This window comes from Sphingomonas sp. SKA58, assembly GCF_000153545.1.
Lineage (GTDB): Bacteria > Pseudomonadota > Alphaproteobacteria > Sphingomonadales > Sphingomonadaceae > Sphingobium > Sphingobium soli.
Genome location: NZ_CH959307.1, coordinates 26,061 through 43,999 on the forward strand (window position 1 = coordinate 26,061; position 17,939 = coordinate 43,999).

Sequence of the window (17,939 nt, forward strand, 5' to 3'; positions counted from 1 at the left end):
AGGCTGCTATTGCGAATCGTTCTTATAGTCAAATGCTATTGCAACTAATTCTTATCACCAATTGCCGCCAGCCGCAGAAACAGCCAGCAGCGGATTGCGCTCGCCAGATTGGGCGCTGGGTCGGCCGCCATGCGCGCAAGGTCGATCCGTGCGATCAGGGCGTTGACGGGAATGGATCGGTCGCCGGCCGCGCGGCGTAGCGCGTCCCAGAATATTGGTTCCAGACTGATGGCGGTCTGGTGGCCGGCGATGGTGACGCTCCGCTTCACCGGCGGGGCGAAGGGCGACCCGTCAGGATCGTCAAGGTCGCCCATGTCCATCAATACATATGCTGGCCGCCGTTGATCGACAGCGTGCTGCCGGTCACGAAGCCGCCATCCTCGCTACAGAAAAAGGCGACGCCGCGCGCGATTTCATGGGCCTGCCCCAGCCGGCCGACCGGAATCTTGGCGACGATCTTTTCCAGCACAGGGGCAGGTACGGCCGCGACCATGTCGGTGTCGATATAGCCGGGCGCGATGGCATTGACCGTCACGCCATATTTGGCGCCTTCCTGCGCCAACGCCTTGGTAAAGCCATGGATGCCCGACTTGGCGGCCGCATAATTGACCTGGCCATATTGCCCCGCCTGGCCATTGATCGAACCGATATTGACGATGCGGCCCCACCCCCTTTCGCGCATGCCGCCGAAACAGGCTTTCGCCATGTTGAAGCAGCCGCCCAGGTTGATGCGCATGACCTCGTTCCAGTCGTCGAAGCTCATCTTCGCCAGAACGCCGTCGCGGGTGATGCCGGCATTGTTGACGACGATATCGACAGGCCCAAGCACTTCGGCAACCTGCGCGCAGCCGTCGAGGCAGGCCTGGTGATCGCCCACGTCCCATTTGAAAGCGGCAATGCCGGTCTTGTCCGTGAACGCCTTGGCCTTTTCGTCGTTGCCGGCATAGTTGGCGGCGACGGCATAACCCATTTCCTTGAGCGCGAGACTGATCGCCTCCCCGATGCCCCGCGTACCGCCGGTTACGATCGCCACTCTCGACATATCAGCGTCCTCTTCCAAACAGGGTCAGTCCATCCAACCCGAAAGTTCGCGGCCTATAAGCCTCTGGTAAAGGGTGATAGCCTCCGCGGATGCGTTTAGACAGGGCAAATAGGCGAAATTTTCCCCGCCAGCGGCCAAAAAAGCCTGTTTTGCGCGCATGGCAATCTCTTCGAGCGTCTCAAGGCAGTCCGCTGAAAAGCCTGGTGTTGCCACGGCAATGTTGCGGACACCTTCACGCACCAATTTGGCCAGTGTTGCTTCGGTCTCAGGCTCAAGCCATTTGGCCCGCCCGAAGCGCGACTGGAAACTCATATGGACCGGTATTGACAAGGCCTCCCCCAGCAGGCGCGCGGTCTTGACCGAATGACAGTGGTAGGGGTCGCCCAGTTTCAGCGTCCGTTCGGGCATGCCATGAAAGCTGGCGAGCAGCGCATCGGGGCGGAAGGACAAGGCGGTGATGGCCCCTTCGATCGAGCGGCGCAGGGCGCCGATATAGGCAGGATCGTCATGATAAGGCGGCAGGGTGCGCACCGCCGGTTGCCAGCGCATCTTCGCCAGGGCCGCGAAAGCGGCATCATTGGCGGTGGCCGTAGTCGCGCCGCTATATTGCGGATAGAGCGGCGCGAGCAATATGCGATCGCACCCGGCTTGCTTCATCGCCTTCAGCCGCTCGCCGATGGCGGGATTGCCATAGCGCATTGCCCAGTCGACAAGCACTCCGCCCCCCATAGCATCCTGAAGCGCCTGCGCAGTGGCGCGCGTGTGGACGGCGAGCGGCGACCCTTCCGTCATCCATACCTGTTGATAGGCGTGGGCCGATTTTTTCGGCCGAGTCGTCAGGATCGCGCCGCGCAGGATCGGTTGCCACAGGAATGGCGGGATTTCCACGACACGCCGGTCGGAGAGAAATTCGGCCAGATAGCGGCGGACCGAAACAGGGTCTGGCGCATCCGGCGTGCCTAAATTGATAAGCAGCACACCCACCATTGGCGCGGGGATGACGGGATGATCGGCTGGCAGGGTCATGGCGTTCCTACAAGGGGCAGGCTGCGGATGCGCTGGCCAGTCCATGTATAAAGGGCGTTGGCGATGGCGGGAGCCATAAGCGGCGCGACGAGATCGCTGGTGCCGGCGGGATCGGCCGTGCTGCGGATCATCTCGACGGATACCTCTCCTATGTCGGCCAATCGTGGCAGGTTCATGCGGCCCAGGATAGCGCGGGTCGGGAGGCCGTGCGCATAAGAAACTGATGCGCCGGTTGCGAAGGCGAGGCCGAAGACAAGGCCGCTTTCGATGTGCTGGCGGGCGATATCGGGATGCACCGGATCGCCAGCGTCGACGGCGGCGATGATCCGGCCGACCGAAAGCCGGTCACCCGACATGGACGCTTCCACCATGACGGCAGCATAGGCCCCGTTGATCATGTGCGCCGCCATCCCCTGCCCGCTGCCGGCCACGCCGCCCTGCCAGCCCCCCATCGCGGCCGCGGTGGTGAGGCAGTGCGCCAGGCGGGGATTGCCGCCCAGCATCTGGATGCGGAAGGACATGGGCTCGATATTGGCAAGATGCGCCAGTTCGTCGATGAAACTTTCGGTGAAGAAGGTGCCATGCAGACGCGCATTGCCGCGCATGAAGCCAAGCGGCAGGCCGACACCGGCCGGATAATGATCGATCGCCCAATTGGGAATGGCGTAGGGCGGCACCATGCCCGCGACGGCGAGCCGGTTCGCACTTTCGGCCCCGTCCTGCGCGGCTTCATGCGGCAGCTTGCCGTCGGCGATGCGCGCCCATGTCTGTGTCATCGCGCAGGGCGCGGCAACCTTTGCCAGCCAGCCTTCGATCGCGCCATTGCGCCCGACCTTGGCGGCCATGCGCGCGCGCGCCGGCGCGCTCGGTCGATCCTGGATGACATCCTCCAGCCGCGACCATAGGAGTTGCACCGGTCGCCCCATGTCACGGGCGATCATTGCGGCCTGAACGCCCACATCCCAGTCCATCGCCCGGCCGAAGGACCCGCCTGCATGGAGCGGATAAAGTGTTACCGCCTCCCGGGAAAGGCCAAGCGCATCGGCTATGGCATCGCGGGCCAGACCGGGGGCCTGGGTAGCCATCCAAATTTCCGCGCCGCCTTGGGTCACGCGCGCGGTGGCGCAGGGCGGCTCGATCGCGAGATGAAGGGCGGCATCGACCTGATATTCGCTCGCCAATATGGTCGCGCCGTCGAAGACCGGCTCCAGATCGCCTTGCGCATAGAGACGGCGGCCCGATGATTTGGAAAATGCCGCCTCCAGCGCAGCGTCGATGCCTTCGCTGCTGACCGCTGTCCCGCGCAGGGTGAAAACAGGGTCCGCAAGGTCCAGCGCCTTGTTCGCCGCCCACCAGTTGCTTGCCACCGCGGCGACCCAGCGATCCTGCTTCACCAGCTTGAGGAAACCCGTGACGCTACTCGCAGCACGATCGTCCAGCCCGGCAAGGGTCGCATCGCCAATTGGTCCCTGTCGGATGGATGCGAACACCATGTCAGGGAGGCGGACGTCGGCGGCAAAATTATGCGTGCCGTCGATCTTTGATGGCGTGTCCAGACGCGCAAGATCCTGCCCCGCCAGCCGGCCATCCTGTCCCTGCCGGTAAGGCAGGATCGGCGGCAGGTCGAACGCCATCGCCTCGCCGGCCACATCGCCGATCTTCATCCGCCGCTGCGCCCCATCGGAAATGAGGCCTTCCTGTATGTCGCAGCTTTCCCAGGGAATGCTCCAGCGCGCAGCCGCCGCCTTGCACAGCAGAACGCGGGCCGCAGCGCCCGCATCGCGATAGGCGTCATGGAACATCGGGATCGACGTGCCGCCGCCTGTCAGCATCAGCGCGCTGCGGGTCGCATATTGGTCGATCGCCCAGCGTCCGGCGTCGCCCAGCAGCCGGGTCCAATCGCTGGCCAGCCATTCGCGCGCTAACAGCTCATTGGCGTAAAGTGGGCTTATCGGCGCGCTTTGCACGGCGACGGTGCGCCAATCCGCGCCCAGTTCGTCCGCCAATATCTGCGGCAGAACCGTCGTTACCCCTTGCCCCATTTCGGTCTGGGGGACGACAACGATGATCTGGCCCGATCGGTCGATCTTCAGGAAGGCGTTGACGATGGTTTCCGTAGGGCCGGCAGCGAGGTTGGGCGCGTAGGTGCGCGGCCAGGCGCCCCACGCGAGCAAAAGCCCTGCCGCCGCCCCGCCGCCGATCAGCAGCGTCCGCCTATCGAGGCCCTTTCCTCTGTCCAATTGCTTCCGCGGTGCGCGCCCCATGAGCTGCCTGATACTGGCGCGCAATGCTGCTGCCTAGAGCTATTCGGCGCGGATCGGCGCGACGCCCAGACGGGGAATTTCGATGGCGGGGCAGCGGTCCATCACCACATCCAGGCCAGCCGCCTCCGCACGTGCCGCCGCAGCTTCGTTCACGACGCCGATCTGCATCCAGACCGCCTTGGCACCCACGGCGATGGCGTCATCCACCGCCTCGCCAGCCGCTTCGCTGCGGCGGAAAATATCCACCATGTCGATCGGCACGCCGATGTCTGACAGGCGCCCCCAGACAAATTCGCCATGGACATGCTCGCCCGCCAACTGCGGGTTGACCGGGAGCACGCGATAGCCATGATCCTGAAGGAAGGCCATGACGCCATAGCTCGGCCGATCCGGCCGATCCGATATGCCAACCAGCGCAATGGTGCGGGTGCGCTCCAGCAGCGCGGCAATATCCTGCGGGTGGGTAAGCGGCACGGCTTTCTCCTTATCTGGTCAAGACAGAAGATGCACGAGGCGGCCAGACGTTCCCCGTCAGCCCCGATCAGGCGGGCTGGTCCAGCCACGCCGCCACCTTTTGCCCGATCGCGCGGAAGGCGTCGGCATGGGGGCCTTCGCCTGCCGCCGGCGGATCGCCTGCGTCGGACTGGCGGCGAATATCGATGGCGAGCGGCACGCGGCCCAGGAACGGCATGGACAGCGCCGCCGCTTCCCGTTCCGCGCCACCCTGACCGAACGGGTCGGAAATTTCGCCGCAATGGGGGCAGGCATAGCCCGCCATATTCTCCACCAGCCCCACCATCGGCACGCCGGCCTGCGCGAACAGGCTGACGGCGCGCGTGGCGTCGATGAGGGCGAGGTCCTGGGGCGTCGACACGATCACCGCACCGGCAGGCTTGTGCTTTTGCACCATCGACAGCTGGATGTCGCCGGTGCCCGGCGGCAGGTCTACGATCAGCAGGTCGGTATCGCCCCAGTCAGCGTCGATCAGCTGGCCGAGCGCCCCGCTCACCATCGGCCCGCGCCAGGCCAGCGCCTTGCCCGGTTCGACCAGATGCGCCATCGACAGCATCGGCACGCCCATCGCACCGGTGACGGGGATCAGTTTCTTGTCGCGGGCGACCGGCTTTTGATCCTCGCTGCCCATCAGCCGCGCCTGCGACGGGCCGTAAATATCGGCATCGACCAACCCGACTTTCAGGCCAAGGCGGTGCAGCGCGATGGCAAGGTTCGCTGACAGCGTCGATTTGCCAACGCCCCCCTTGCCCGACGCAACGACCAGGATGCGCAGCGGACGACGCTCGGCAGTCATGACGATCCGCACATCGCTGACGCCGGGCACGGTCAGGCCGCCTTCCCGGATGGCCGCGATCAGCCCGTCGCGCTGATCGGGACCAAGGCCGCCCACGTCGAGAGAGAGCATCATCACCCCGTCGCGCAGCCGCGGCGTGCTGGCGCGGCCATCGGTCAGGGTCTTCAGGCGGGCGGCGAAATCGTCAAGATCGGTCATGCCGATGCGCTGTAGGCAAGTTTCGCGCCCATTGGCACTGTTTTTCAGGCGAGAGCCTTCCTATAGAGGGTGGCATGAGAAGAATTTTCGGGTGGATGCCCGCGATCACAGCGATGGTCCAAGGCCCCTGGGGGGGCAAGAATGACGGACCCGGCGGGGACGGACCAAAGGACGGCGACGGCGGGCCGCGCAACCCCTGGACTCAACCCGGCAAACCGACCGGCGGCGGGCAGAAGGGTCCCTCCGCGATCGAAGAACTGTTGCGGCGTGGTCGCGACAGCTTCGGTCAGGGTGGCGGCGGACGCAATGGCGGCTTTGGCGGCATGCCGCCCTCGGCCGCCGGCAAGGCGCTGTGGCCGATCGCAATCGGCATCATCCTGGTGCTGTGGCTGCTGCTCACAAGCGTGCATCGCATCGGCCCGCAGGAACGCGGCGTCGTGACCTTCGTCGGCAAATATAGCCGCACGCTGTCCCCGGGGATCAGCCTGACCCTGCCGGCCCCGTTCGAGGCGGTGACGACGGTGGACGTGGAGGAAATCCGCACCATCGACATCGGATCGTTGAGCGCGGAAAGCGAAAATCTGGTACTGACCGGCGACCAGAATATCATCGACCTCGCTTATTCGGTACGCTGGAACATCCGTAATCCCGAACTCTACCTGTTCCAACTTTCCGACCCTGACGACACGGTGCGCGAAGTGGCGGAAAGCGCGATGCGGGCGGTGCTGGCGAGCGTCAGCCTGGACGACGCGCTGGGCGCGGGCCGCACCACGATCGAACAGCAGGTCGAACAGCGGATGCAGGAGATATTGGACGGCTATAAATCAGGCATCCGCATCCAGGGCGTCGCGATCAAGCAGGCCGACCCGCCGACCGCCGTCAATGACGCGTTCAAGGAAGTGTCGGCCGCACAGCAGACTGCGCAGACCTACCTTAACGAAGCACGCGCCGCCGCGCAGCAGGTGACGGCCAAGGCGCAGGGCGAGGCCGCCGCCTTCGACAAGGTCTATGAACAATATCGGCTGGCACCCGAAGTGACGCGCCGGCGCATGTATTATGAAACCATGGAGAGCGTCCTGTCGGATGTCGATAAGACCATCGTCGAGGGGAGCAACGTGACCCCCTATCTGCCGCTGCCCGAAATCAAGCGGCGCGCGCAGGCGACCCCGACGCCCGAAGCGTCCAGCACGGAGGGCCAGTGATGCCCGGATTCCTGCGTCACCCCGTCGCGCTGGCGATCATCGCGCTGGTCCTGCTGATCATCGTCGGCAGCACGGTCGCGATCGTGCCTGAAACCAAGCAGGGCGTGGTCGTTCGCTTCGGCGACCCCAAATATATCATCAACAGCTATCGCGCGAGCGAACCCTTTGGAAAGACCGGCGCGGGCATCATCCTGCGCGTGCCTTTCGTCGACCAGATCGTGTGGATCGACAAGCGCGTCCTGTCGGTCGAGATGGAGCGGCAGCAGGTGCTGTCGACCGATCAGCTGCGGTTGCAGGTCGATGCGTTCGCGCGATACCGCATCGTCGATCCGCTGCGCATGTATATCGCGGCGGGCAATGAGGAACGGGTGAGCGACGCGCTGCGGCCGATCCTGGGTTCGGCCTTACGCAACGAACTGGGCAAGCGCCCCTTTGCCGCCCTGCTCAGCCCTGAGCGGGGCCAGGTGATGGACAATATCGAGGCCGGCCTCAATCGCGTCGCCCGGCAATATGGCGCGCAGATCGTCGACGTGCGGATCAAGCGGGCCGACCTGCCCGATGGCGCGCCGCTGGAAAGCGCGTTCAACCGGATGCGTACCGCCCGATCGCAGGAAGCGCTGACCATCCGCGCGCAAGGCGCCAAGCAGGCGCAGATCATCCGCGCCGAAGCGGACGCGAACGCTGCCCGCATCTATGCCGAAAGCTATGGCAAGGACCCGCAATTCTACGATTTCTACCGGGCCATGCAGAGCTATCGCTATACCTTCGCGCCCGAACGCAGCGGCGAGACGAACATCATCCTGTCGCCGGACAATGAATTCCTGCGGCAATTCCAGGGCCGACGTTAATCCCGCTGGCAAAGCGGCTGCTTTGTTACGGAACCAGTGTCATTCAATGAGGGTTAAGGCAAGGCGGCGCATTTCTCGGCTCTCCCCAGAGTCCCGCCTTCCATTTCCTGAAGACCAGAAGAGGACCTTCACGAGTGCGTTACGCTTATGCCATCACCGGCGCCCTGCTGCTCGGCGGCACCGCCATCGCCGTCACAACCAGTTCCAATGTCGGCGCGCAGGTCGCGCAGAATGAAGGCTTGCAGGCCGCAGCGCCCGCCGGCGCTCCCGCTAGCCTGGCCGACATGGTTGAGAAACTGCAACCGGCCGTCGTCAACATTTCTACCAAGCAGCGCGTCCAGGTTCAGAACCCCTTTGCCGGCACGCCGTTCGGTAACCTGTTTGGCCAGGGCCAGCCGCAGACCCGGCAGGCCCAATCGCTGGGTTCCGGCTTCATCATTTCGGCCGATGGCTATATCGTCACCAACAACCATGTGGTGTCGGCCGGCGCGGAAGGCGCGAGTGTCGAGCAGATCACCGTCACGATGACCAATCGCGAGGAATATACCGCCAAGCTGGTCGGGCGGGATGCCGCCACCGACATCGCGGTGCTCAAGATCGAGCCGAAAAAGGCCCTGCCCTTCGTCAAGTTCGGCGACAGCAGCAAGGCGCGCGTGGGCGACTGGGTCGTCGCGATCGGCAATCCCTTCGCGCTGTCGGGCACCGTGACAGCGGGCATCATCTCAGCGCTGCATCGTGGCACTGGTGGCACCTACGACAAGTTCATCCAGACTGACGCCTCAATCAATCAGGGCAATAGCGGCGGCCCGATGTTCGACATGCGCGGCAATGTGATCGGCATCAACAGCCAGATCCTGTCCCCTTCGGGTGGCAATGTCGGCATCGGCTTTGCGATCCCGTCGGAACAGGCAGAACCGATCGTCAGGACACTGATGAAGGGCCAGACCGTCAAGCGCGGTTATCTGGGCGTGCAGATCAGCCCGCTGGGCGAGGATCTCGCCGAATCGCTGGGACTGGCCAAGAATAGCGGCGAGTTCATCCAGGGCGTCGAACCAGGCAAGGGCGCGGACAAGGCCGGGATCAAGGCGGGTGACGTAATCGTCAGCGTCAACGGCCAGGAAGTGAATCCGGACCAGAATCTCTCGTCCATCGTCGCCAATCAGCCGATCGGGTCCAAGGTGCCGATCGTCCTCATTCGCAACGGCCAGCGCATGACGGTGACCGCCGTCGTGGGCGAACGACCGCCCGAAGACGAGCTGAACAGCTTCGCCCAGAGCCAGGATGATGAGGATTTCAGCCAGCAACAGCAGCAGACGCCCGGCAAGGCCGCCGAACAGTCGCTGGGTATCGCAGCGATTCCGTTGACGCCCGGCATCATCCGCCAGCTCGGCATCCCGACCGACACGCGCGGCATTGTCATCACGGGGGTCGACGGGTCGACCGACGCGGGGGCCAAGGGGCTGCGCCGGGGCGACGTCATCATCAGCGCCAATAATCGCCCGGTCACCAGCCAGGCTGAGCTGGACGCACAGGTGAAGGCGGTCGCCGGTCAGGGGCGCAACGCCATCCTGCTGCAGGTGCTGCGTCGCGGCCAGCCGCCGATCTTCCTGCCGGTGCGGATGCGCGACAAGTAAGGGACAAACGCCCTCTCCCCTTGTGGGCGAGGGCGATGTTCGGCTAATTCCGTCATCCCCGCAGGCGCGGGGGTGGCGGTTTTTTTTGTGGGGGATCGCGATGAGCGACGGACTTTTCATCGGCCTTGGTTCACCGGACAAGGACGGCGGCGTTCCCCAGACGCTGAACCTGCACCGGGCCAACCGGCATGGCCTGATCGCAGGCGCGACCGGAACCGGCAAGACGGTGACGCTTCAAACCATCGCCGAAGGTTTTTCAGCGCGCGGCGTGCCCGTTTTCCTGGCCGATGTGAAGGGCGACCTTTCCGGCATCGCGATGGCAGGATCGCCGACCGCGAAGAATGCCGACAAGCTGGTGGCGCGCGCGCGGGAGGTCGGCGTCACCGACTACAGCTATGCCGATAATCCGGCGATCTTCTGGGATCTTTATGGGCAGCAGGGCCACCCCGTGCGCACGACGGTCAGCGAGATGGGGCCGCTGCTGCTGGCGCGGCTCATGGGCCTCAACGACACGCAGGAAGGCGTGCTGTCGATCGCCTTCAAATATGCCGATGACGAAGGGCTGTTGCTGCTGGACCTGGGCGACCTGCAAGCGATGCTGGCCTATTGCGCCGACCATGCCAGCGAGCTGTCGGCGCGCTACGGCAATGTGAGCAAGGCCAGCGTCGGCGCGATCCAGCGGCAGCTGTTGCAACTGGAGACCCAGGGCGGCGACCATTTCTTTGGCGAGCCTGCGCTCGACATCCACGACATGCTTCAGCTGGACGAGAAAGGGCGCGGCTACATCAATGTGCTGGCCGCCGACAAGCTGATGCAAAGCCCCAAGCTCTACGCAACATTCCTTCTATGGCTGCTATCCGAACTGTTCGAGACGCTACCCGAAGTCGGGGATCCGGAGAAACCCAAGCTGGTCTTCTTCTTCGACGAAGCGCATCTTTTATTCGAAGATGCGCCCAAGGCGCTGACCGACAAGATCGAGCAGGTGGTGCGCCTCATTCGGTCGAAAGGCGTGGGCGTCTATTTCGTGACGCAGAACCCGATCGACATTCCCGAGGATGTGGCCGGGCAGCTGGGCAACCGCGTGCAGCATGCACTTCGCGCCTTCACGCCACGCGATCAGAAGGCGATCAAGGCGGCGGCCGAAACATTTCGTATCAACCCGGACCTGAACGTCGAAACTGCGATCACGGAACTCAAGGTCGGGGAGGCGCTGGTTTCGCTGTTACAGGAGGATGGCGCGCCGGGCGTCGTGCAGCGGACGCTGATCGCCCCGCCCCGGTCGCGGTTGGGTTCGATCGATGCCAAGGAGCGTGCGATCATCCAGTCCATTTCCCCGTGCGCCGGCAGATATGACGAGGCGATCGATCGCGAATCGGCCGAAGAGATATTAGCGGCGCGGGCGGATGCGGCGGCGGCGGCGGCGGCTGCCGAAAAAGCCGAAGCGGAAGCAGAAAAGGCAGCGGCGGCCCAGGCCAAGCTGGAGGCAAAGCAGCGCGAAGCAGAATTGAAGCGGCAGGCCCGCGAGGCTGCGCGGCCCAGCAATCTGGATCGGGCGGTGCAATCGGCCACGCGGTCGGCGGCATCCTCTGTCGGGCGGCAGGTCGCCAATGAACTGGGGCGTGCGGTTTTCGGCGGAGCGTCGCGGCGAAAGTCGTCGGGCAGCATCGCGGGTCAATTGGTGCGCGGCATTTTGGGCAGCCTGTTCAAATAGGCGCAAGCCGACAGCGAACAGGACACATGCGCGGCTATGTTCAACATGCACTCATAACCATATGGTTATGGGATCGATGGATGGCGGCTGGCGCGCGATAGGTCGCAGTCACCTAGTCGGTCCGACTAGAGACGAGGCGGCCGGCGCCTGAGACTATACTGCCCTGACACAACGACAGGAGCAGGGTCGATGGTGAGTGGCGTTTCAGCGGCTGAAAACAACGCGACCAACAATGTGCAGACAGCGACGAACGAGCCTGGCGGCAGCCATCAGGTGCGCGCGGGAGAGACGTTGTCGCAGATCGCGCAGCGTTACGGCACCGATGTCGGCACGCTGGCGGCGCTCAACGACATTCGCAATCCCGACCTGATCCATGTCGGCGACCAGCTGACTCTGCCGGCGGGCGCCGCACAGGGCTATGAGGTCGCATTCGGCGACACACTGGGCAAGATCGCGGCGCGCCACGGCGTCGGGCTGGACGCGCTGTTGTCGGCCAATCCGCAGATCGCCGACCCCAATCGCATCTTCCCGGGCGACCAGCTGTCGATCCCCGCCAACGATACGGCTGCGCCCGCGACGGAAACGCAGCAGGTCGCGCCGGTCGAGGGCGCGCCGCGCGTCGAGGGTGGCACGCTGGCGCTCAGCGAAACCGACATCACCAACATCAAGAAGACGCTGCAGACCGAATGGGTGCAATCAGCCGGCGACGCGCAGGCGCATGGCATCATCGACACCATCCTGAACCGCACAGCGTCGGGCCATTGGGGCGACAGCGTGTCGGACGTGGTGAATGCTTATAATCAGTTTTCCGACATCAACGGGCCGATCGCCCGCGCCGACGGCCGCAATGCCGTGGAGGATATTCCTGAGAGCCAGATCAGCACCCGCGTCGACCAGATGGTGGACGATTATCTGGCCGAGCGGGCGGCAGGCACGCCATCGTCCGTGGGATCGCACCTGAATTACGCCAATCCCAATTATAGCAGCCCCAACAATCTGGGCTGGATCAATGCGCTGGACGGACCAGTGCTGGGCCGGGGCGATGCGGTCCACCATCATGGCACGGTGCCCGAACTGGACCGCTATCGTCCCGATGATTTTGCCGTGGAGCTGCCCGGCGCCGCTGCGGCTGAGACTGCGCCGGCCGACCAGACTCCTGTCAGCGGCTCGATCGACGGGCGCGCGGCGGCGGCGGCTAATGGCGTGCACGTCAAGAGCGAGGCTGTGCAGATCAGCCGGCTGGATGCCGAAATGGAGCCGGCCATTCGCGCGGTCGCGCAGGCGGCGCAGCGGCTGGGGCTGCCCACTCCGGTCATCACGTCCGGCAATGACAGCCGCCACATGAATGGGTCGCTCCATTATAGTGACCAGGCGCTCGATTTCCGCGGCAACAATATCAGCGCGGCGCAGGGCCAGGCCTTTCAGGACGAAGTGCGCGCGATATTGGGCGAACGCTACGACGTAGAGTTTGAAACCTTCGCCAATACAAGCAACAATCACCTGCATGTGGAGTTCGACCCGGACTGAACCGAGGGACTGACGAGATGCGGCGATGGAGGCTAGCCCCCGCCGGGGCGATGATGCTGCTGGCAAGTGCAGGGTGCGCGCCAGCGGGCGACGCATCCCAGCGGCAGATGGAGGAGACTGGCACGCCTGCCCGTGCCGCTGCGGCCATCACGGCGCGAACGACCAGTGCGAGCGCGCAGTCGCGCCTGCTGGGCAAGAGCGATTTCACCCTGCGTGGCAAGCCCGCCTGCAAGATCGCCTATGCCTATGCCGGCCATGCGCCCGATACGCTGTTCTGGGAGGAGCCCTGCGCCGACGTCACGGCGCGGCTGGCAGGTAGGAGCGATCTTCAAGGCTGGGGCAAATGGCGGCGGTTGGACGACCATGCTCGCAAGTTCGTGCAGGCGATGCCTGGCGGCCGCGTCCTTTATGTCGAGGGCCGTTTCAGCGCGTCAGTCTATCCTGTCGGGACGAGCGGCGAGGCCTATGAAGTGACCGTGGCGGATTGAGGGGCGCGGCGCACGCCGCGTCCCCCGGCCGCATCAGAAACGGTAGGTCGCGCCAATGGTGAAGTTGCGCGGCGCGCCATAGCGATACTGGCTGAACGAGCCCATATTGCTGTAGAATTTTTCGTCGAACAGATTGTCGACATTGGCTTGTAGCTGCAATTGCGGCGTCACCGCATAGCGTGCCATCAGCGCGACCAGCGTATAGCCGTCCTGCTGGAAGCGGAAGGCCGCGCCGGTGACGGGATTGGCCCCGTCCGAATAGGCCTTGCTGCGATAATTGATGCCACCGCCAACGGTGAGGCCGTCAAGCGCCCCGCCCAGATCATAGGTGGTAAAGATTTTGAGCAGCTTGCGCGGCTGGTCGGTGTTGGCGGGAACATCGTCCGCATCCTCCGCCTTGAACTGGCTGTAGCTGGCATTGACGTTCCAGCCTGGCATCGGCTGCCCGGTGGCTTCCAGTTCGAACCCCTTGCTGACCACGCCCGCGGCCGCGCGATAGGGCTGGAACAACAGCCCATCGACGATGATCTGAGGCCCATCCATCTGCCCGACATTATCCTGTTCAATGCGGAACAGCGCGACCGAGGTTTGCAAAGCGCCGCCAAAGAAGCTGCTCTTAAGGCCGATTTCATAGGCATTGCCGTCCAGCGGATCGAGCAGCCGCCGTTCGCGATCGTAAAGATTCTGCGGCTGGAAAATCTTGGTATAACTGGCGTAGACCCGGTGGTTGGGCGTCAGGTCATAGAGCGCGCCGACATAGGGGATGAAGACATTGTCGTCGCCATAGTCGCTGGTCGCGCCCCAGGCATAGCCGGTCTGTTTCCAGCTGGCGATGCGGCCCCCCAATATGACCTTGAGCGGATCGGCGATGTTGAGGCGCATCGCGCCATAATAGCCAGTCTGCTTGATCCGTTCCTGTTCGTTGCGCACCGGCGTCGTGCCCCAGATGGGTTCGGGATAGGGCACGCCTTCCTGCCCGATGACGGGCAGGTCGGTGAGCCATGGCAAAGGCGCTTCGAAATTGTCGGTGTGGCGTTTGAGGACGCTGTGCAGCGCGCCGAGCACCACTTCATGGTCGCGGCCGAACAAAGGCACCAGCCCCTTCAATTGCGCATCGAAGCTGTTCTGGATGCTTTGCCCCGACGATTTATAGGGATTGGTGCCGTCCATCGTGCCCGTGTCCTTGTCCACGGTGCCGTACAGATAGAGCAGCTGCGTATCGCCGGTGTTCTTGAGACGGTTATAGTTGAGCGTGAGGTTCCAGCGATCCCCAAATTCCTGGCGCACGGTGGCAAAGATGTTCTGGTTGGTTGTGTTCCAATAGGTCCAGTCCGCCGCCGTGGTCTGCGATCGCGGCAGGTCCGTCACCGAGCCGTCGCTGTAGAAGGTGGGCAACGCGCCCCAGGTAATGCCGCGCGGCTTGGTATCCTGATGACTGATGCCAGCGCGGACCAGCGTGGTATCCGTGAGGTCAGCGTCGACGACGCCATAAAGCACCCATTTCTTGCGGTGCTGAATGTCGATATAGCTGTCCCCTTCCTCGTACCGGCCGACCAGGCGGGCCCGCACGCGTCCGTCGGCGGTCAGCGGGCCTGCGACATCTGCGGACAGACGCCAGGTATCCCAGCTGCCGATGCTGGCGCTGGCATAGCCGGTCAATTCGGTCGCGTCGGCATGTTTGCGCACAAGGTTGACGGAGGCGGATGGATCGCCCGCGCCCGAGAGCAGGCCAGTCGCGCCGCGGACGATTTCCACCCGTTCATAGATGGACACGTCGATGCTGGTTTCGCCATTGCCCCCCGCCAGCGTCCAGGCCGCCGGCACGCCATCGACCTGCGTGTTACGGATTTCAAAACCACGCGCGAAAAAGCTGTTGCGCACATCATCAAATTCATTGGCGGATACGCCGACCGCGTTGGTGATGACGTCCTTCACCGTAATGAGATTCTGATCGAGGATACGCTGCGCGGTCATGATGCTGACCGATTGCGGCGTTTCGAGCGTGGTGAGGCCAAGGCCGGTCGCGGTGTCGATCTTGTTTTGCAGCGTATAGGTGCCGGTGACGACGATCGTCTCTTCATCAGGCGCGCTTGCAGCGTCGGGCGCCTGGGCGAAAGCCGGCGCAACGAAGGCACACAGGGCGGCGGTGGAAAGCCAGGCGAAAGTGCGTGTCATGGTGCGATTGTCCCCCATATATGTTCGTTGCGGCCCGCTAATCACAATGCGAATAATTTGCAATAGCTTTTACGTCTGTGTTTTTGAATAGGAGCAATCCAATGCTGATACGGATGCAGCCGGGATGCTCAGGATGCAGGCAAAATAGCGGGAAGCTAGTTCGTCCCTGCCGATCGAAGCTGTCGAGCGCGGGGGGATAAGCGCCAGCGACAGCCTCAAGCCGCCGGTGGCATCTGCCACGCGCGTGGCCGTTGCCCGCCTCCCCCGTCCCGGCTAAGGCGCGGCCATGACCGTGCCTGACGCCCCGCCCCGCCATCCGCTGCGCTTTCCCGATTTCCGCGCCTATCTGGTCGGCCGGCTTTGCGCGGTGCTGGCGCAATATGGCATGATGATCGTGCTGGGGTGGCAGGCCTATAATATCGCGCGCGAAACGATGACGACCGCCGGCGCCTCGGCGCAGTTGGGGCTGATCGGGCTGGCGCAGTTCTTGCCGCTTTTTTTCCTGACGCCCATCACGGGATGGGTGGCCGACCATTTTGACCGTCGAATCATCACCCGCATCACATTGTCGGTGCTGGCGGCGTCGTCGGGGCTGCTGGCCTTTGCGACCTATGAAGGCTGGGTCAGCCTGCCGCTGATATTCGGCATGGCGGTGATTGTTGGCACGGCGCGCGCGTTCAACGGCCCGGCCTATGGCGCGCTGGCCCCCAATCTGGTGCCACTGGCGGTGCTGCCCAATGCCATCGCCATTTCCTCAGTCGCGTGGCAGGCGGGCATGATCGCGGGGCCGGCGCTGGGCGGCTATGCCTATGCGGCGACACCTTGGGGCGCCTATGCCCTGGCGGCGGGCCTGTTCACCGTCGCGCTGGGCGCCATGCTGCTGATCGGTCCGGTGCCCCAGCCGCCGCGTCAGACGGGTCGCCACCCAGTCCGGCAGATGATCGACGGCTTTGCCTATGTGAAGGGCAACCGGCTGGTGCTGGCTACGATCACACTGGACCTGTTCGCGGTGCTGTTGGCGGGCGCGACCGCGCTGCTGCCGGTCTATGCCCGCGACATATTGCATGTGGGATCGACGGGCCTGGGCCATCTGGCGGCAGCGCCGGGCATCGGCGCGGCGGTGACGGCTTTGTGGTTTTCATTCCGCCCGATGAAAAGCGAGGTGGGTTTGAAGATGCTGGGCGCGGTGATCCTGTTCGGCATCGCCACCATCATATTCGGGTCCACCGCCTTCCTGTCGCGCGACATCGCCATGCCCGTTGGCCTGGGTTCGCTGGTCGTGCTGGGCGGCGCGGACATGGTGTCGGTGTTCGTGCGCCAGTCGCTGGTGCAATTGCATACGCCCGACGCGATGCGCGGGCGCGTGTCGAGCCTGTCGCAGCTCACCATTTCGGCGTCCAACGAACTGGGCGAGGCGGAATCGGGTTTTCTGGCCGCGCTGGTCGGCCCGGTGGCGGCGGTGATCGGAGGCGGCGTCGGCGCAATCATCATTACCTTATTATGGTCGCGACTCTTTCCAGAATTGCGCCTTGCACGTAGCTTTGATCCACCCGACATCGGGCGCGCGGAAATCAGCCAGGAGAAGGCATCATGAAAGCAGCCACGATACTCGAAACCATCGGCAACACGCCGCATATCCGGATGCAGCGCCTGTTCGGCGACGCGGAAGTGTGGATCAAGTCGGAACGGTCAAACCCCGGCGGGTCGATCAAGGACCGGATCGCGCTCGCCATGATCGAGGCGGCCGAAGCGTCGGGCGAGCTGAAGCCGGGCGGCACCATCATTGAACCGACATCAGGCAATACTGGCGTGGGCCTGGCCATGGTGGCGGCGGTCAAGGGCTACAAACTGGTGCTGGTCATGCCCGAAAGCATGTCGATCGAGCGGCGACGGCTGATGCTGGCCTATGGCGCGAGCTTTGACCTTACCCCGCGCGAAAAGGGGATGAAGGGCGCGATCGAGCGCGCGCTGGAGCTGGTCGGGCAGACGCCGGGCAGCTGGATGCCGCAGCAGTTCGAAAATCCCGCCAATATCGACGTGCATGTGCGCACCACCGCGCAGGAAATCCTGGCCGATTTCGCCGACGCGCCGATCGATGCGCTGGTAACGGGCGTGGGCACGGGCGGCCATATCACCGGGGTGGCCGAGGTGCTGAAAAAGCAATGGCCCGCGATGAAGGTCTTTGCCGTCGAACCGACGCTTTCTCCGGTCATCAGCGGCGGCCAGCCCCGCCCGCACCCGATTCAGGGCATCGGCGCGGGCTTCATCCCGGCGAATTTGCATACGCAGCTGCTCGACGGCGTGGTGCAGGTCGATCCGGCGGATGCCAAGGACTATGCCCGCCGGGCCGCGCGTGAGGAAGGCATGCTGGTGGGCATATCGTCCGGCGCCACGCTGGCGGGCATCGCGCAAAAGCTGAAGGACATGGCGCCGGGCAGCCGGGTGCTGGGCTTCAACTATGATACGGGCGAGCGCTATCTGTCCGTGCCCGATTTCCTGCCGGAATAAGCCGCCC

The 17,939-nt window shown here is 64.2% G+C and carries 15 protein-coding genes; 8 read left to right on the forward strand and 7 right to left on the reverse strand.

Annotated elements, in window-relative coordinates; genetic code table 11:
• Positions 1-44 precede the first annotated feature (44 nt).
• The 6 genes from SKA58_RS09450 to SKA58_RS09475 form a co-directional block, all read right to left on the reverse strand.
• Entirely contained in the window at positions 45-320 is a 276-nt protein-coding gene (locus tag SKA58_RS09450) for a ribbon-helix-helix domain-containing protein (RefSeq protein WP_009822188.1), read from the reverse strand.
• Positions 320-1,042 (reverse strand): acetoacetyl-CoA reductase, encoded by a 723-nt coding sequence (gene phbB / locus SKA58_RS09455; RefSeq protein WP_009822189.1) that lies wholly within the window; start codon positions 1,040-1,042, stop codon positions 320-322. Before phbB ends, SKA58_RS09450 begins: the two co-directional genes overlap by 1 nt.
• Positions 1,043-1,066: 24 nt before the next feature.
• Complete coding sequence (hemH, locus tag SKA58_RS09460) at positions 1,067-2,068, reverse strand: ferrochelatase (protein WP_009822190.1); 1,002 nt, start codon at positions 2,066-2,068, stop codon at positions 1,067-1,069.
• Positions 2,065-4,332 (reverse strand): molybdopterin cofactor-binding domain-containing protein, encoded by a 2,268-nt coding sequence (locus SKA58_RS09465; RefSeq protein WP_009822191.1) that lies wholly within the window; start codon positions 4,330-4,332, stop codon positions 2,065-2,067. Before SKA58_RS09465 ends, hemH begins: the two co-directional genes overlap by 4 nt.
• A gap of 39 nt (positions 4,333-4,371) precedes the next feature.
• Positions 4,372-4,806: a CoA-binding protein gene (locus SKA58_RS09470; RefSeq protein ID WP_009822192.1), complete on the reverse strand. Its 435-nt coding sequence runs from the start codon at positions 4,804-4,806 to the stop codon at positions 4,372-4,374.
• A 67-nt stretch (positions 4,807-4,873) separates the two neighbouring features.
• The gene (locus SKA58_RS09475) at positions 4,874-5,839 is read right to left on the reverse strand and encodes an Mrp/NBP35 family ATP-binding protein (protein WP_009822193.1); all 966 of its coding nucleotides are present in this window, start codon (positions 5,837-5,839) and stop codon (positions 4,874-4,876) included.
• Between the two features lie 74 nt (positions 5,840-5,913).
• On the opposite strand from SKA58_RS09475, the gene hflK reads away from it, so the two are divergent.
• The 6 genes from hflK (at position 5,914) to SKA58_RS09505 (ending at position 13,249) form a co-directional block, all read left to right on the forward strand.
• Complete coding sequence (gene hflK / locus SKA58_RS09480; protein WP_198005956.1) at positions 5,914-7,041, forward strand: FtsH protease activity modulator HflK; 1,128 nt, start codon at positions 5,914-5,916, stop codon at positions 7,039-7,041.
• Complete coding sequence (gene hflC / locus SKA58_RS09485; protein WP_009822195.1) at positions 7,041-7,889, forward strand: protease modulator HflC; 849 nt, start codon at positions 7,041-7,043, stop codon at positions 7,887-7,889. Before hflK ends, hflC begins: the two co-directional genes overlap by 1 nt.
• Before the next feature lie 134 nt (positions 7,890-8,023).
• A complete protein-coding gene (locus SKA58_RS09490) occupies positions 8,024-9,523 on the forward strand; it encodes a Do family serine endopeptidase (protein WP_009822196.1) in 1,500 nt (499 codons plus the stop codon).
• A gap of 100 nt (positions 9,524-9,623) precedes the next feature.
• Entirely contained in the window at positions 9,624-11,234 is a 1,611-nt protein-coding gene (locus SKA58_RS09495) for a helicase HerA-like domain-containing protein (protein ID WP_009822197.1), read from the forward strand.
• 189 nt (positions 11,235-11,423) lie between these two features.
• Positions 11,424-12,761 carry a LysM peptidoglycan-binding domain-containing protein gene (locus SKA58_RS09500; protein WP_009822198.1) on the forward strand — a complete coding sequence of 446 codons (1,338 nt, stop codon included), beginning with the start codon at positions 11,424-11,426 and terminating at the stop codon, positions 12,759-12,761.
• 17 nt (positions 12,762-12,778) lie between these two features.
• Positions 12,779-13,249, forward strand: a complete 471-nt coding sequence (locus SKA58_RS09505) for a hypothetical protein (protein ID WP_156784185.1) — start codon at positions 12,779-12,781, stop codon at positions 13,247-13,249.
• 33 nt (positions 13,250-13,282) lie between these two features.
• On the opposite strand, the gene SKA58_RS09510 is transcribed toward SKA58_RS09505, so the two are convergent.
• Entirely contained in the window at positions 13,283-15,424 is a 2,142-nt protein-coding gene (locus tag SKA58_RS09510; RefSeq protein WP_037543313.1) for a TonB-dependent siderophore receptor, read from the reverse strand.
• Between the two features lie 286 nt (positions 15,425-15,710).
• Between SKA58_RS09510 and SKA58_RS09515 the strand changes: the two genes are divergently transcribed.
• Positions 15,711-17,018: an MFS transporter gene (locus SKA58_RS09515; protein WP_009822201.1), complete on the forward strand. Its 1,308-nt coding sequence runs from the start codon at positions 15,711-15,713 to the stop codon at positions 17,016-17,018.
• Entirely contained in the window at positions 17,015-17,932 is a 918-nt protein-coding gene (gene cysK, locus SKA58_RS09520; RefSeq protein WP_009822202.1) for a cysteine synthase A, read from the forward strand. Before SKA58_RS09515 ends, cysK begins: the two co-directional genes overlap by 4 nt.
• Positions 17,933-17,939 lie beyond the last annotated feature (7 nt).

Bases quoted from the DNA above. Each gene is read 5' to 3' on its own strand.
- SKA58_RS09450 (WP_009822188.1), bottom strand. From the start codon at position 320: ATGGACATGGGCGACCTTGACGATCCTGACGGGTCGCCCTTCGCCCCG.
- phbB (WP_009822189.1), bottom strand. From the start codon at position 1,042: ATGTCGAGAGTGGCGATCGTAACCGGCGGTACGCGGGGCATCGGGGAG.
- hemH (WP_009822190.1), bottom strand. From the start codon at position 2,068: ATGACCCTGCCAGCCGATCATCCCGTCATCCCCGCGCCAATGGTGGGT.
- SKA58_RS09465 (WP_009822191.1), bottom strand. From the start codon at position 4,332: ATGGGGCGCGCACCGCGGAAGCAATTGGACAGAGGAAAGGGCCTCGAT.
- SKA58_RS09475 (WP_009822193.1), bottom strand. From the start codon at position 5,839: ATGACCGATCTTGACGATTTCGCCGCCCGCCTGAAGACCCTGACCGAT.
- hflK (WP_198005956.1), top strand. From the start codon at position 5,914: ATGAGAAGAATTTTCGGGTGGATGCCCGCGATCACAGCGATGGTCCAA.
- hflC (WP_009822195.1), top strand. From the start codon at position 7,041: ATGCCCGGATTCCTGCGTCACCCCGTCGCGCTGGCGATCATCGCGCTG.
- SKA58_RS09495 (WP_009822197.1), top strand. From the start codon at position 9,624: ATGAGCGACGGACTTTTCATCGGCCTTGGTTCACCGGACAAGGACGGC.
- SKA58_RS09500 (WP_009822198.1), top strand. From the start codon at position 11,424: ATGGTGAGTGGCGTTTCAGCGGCTGAAAACAACGCGACCAACAATGTG.
- SKA58_RS09505 (WP_156784185.1), top strand. From the start codon at position 12,779: ATGCGGCGATGGAGGCTAGCCCCCGCCGGGGCGATGATGCTGCTGGCA.
- SKA58_RS09510 (WP_037543313.1), bottom strand. From the start codon at position 15,424: ATGACACGCACTTTCGCCTGGCTTTCCACCGCCGCCCTGTGTGCCTTC.
- SKA58_RS09515 (WP_009822201.1), top strand. From the start codon at position 15,711: ATGACCGTGCCTGACGCCCCGCCCCGCCATCCGCTGCGCTTTCCCGAT.
- cysK (WP_009822202.1), top strand. From the start codon at position 17,015: ATGAAAGCAGCCACGATACTCGAAACCATCGGCAACACGCCGCATATC.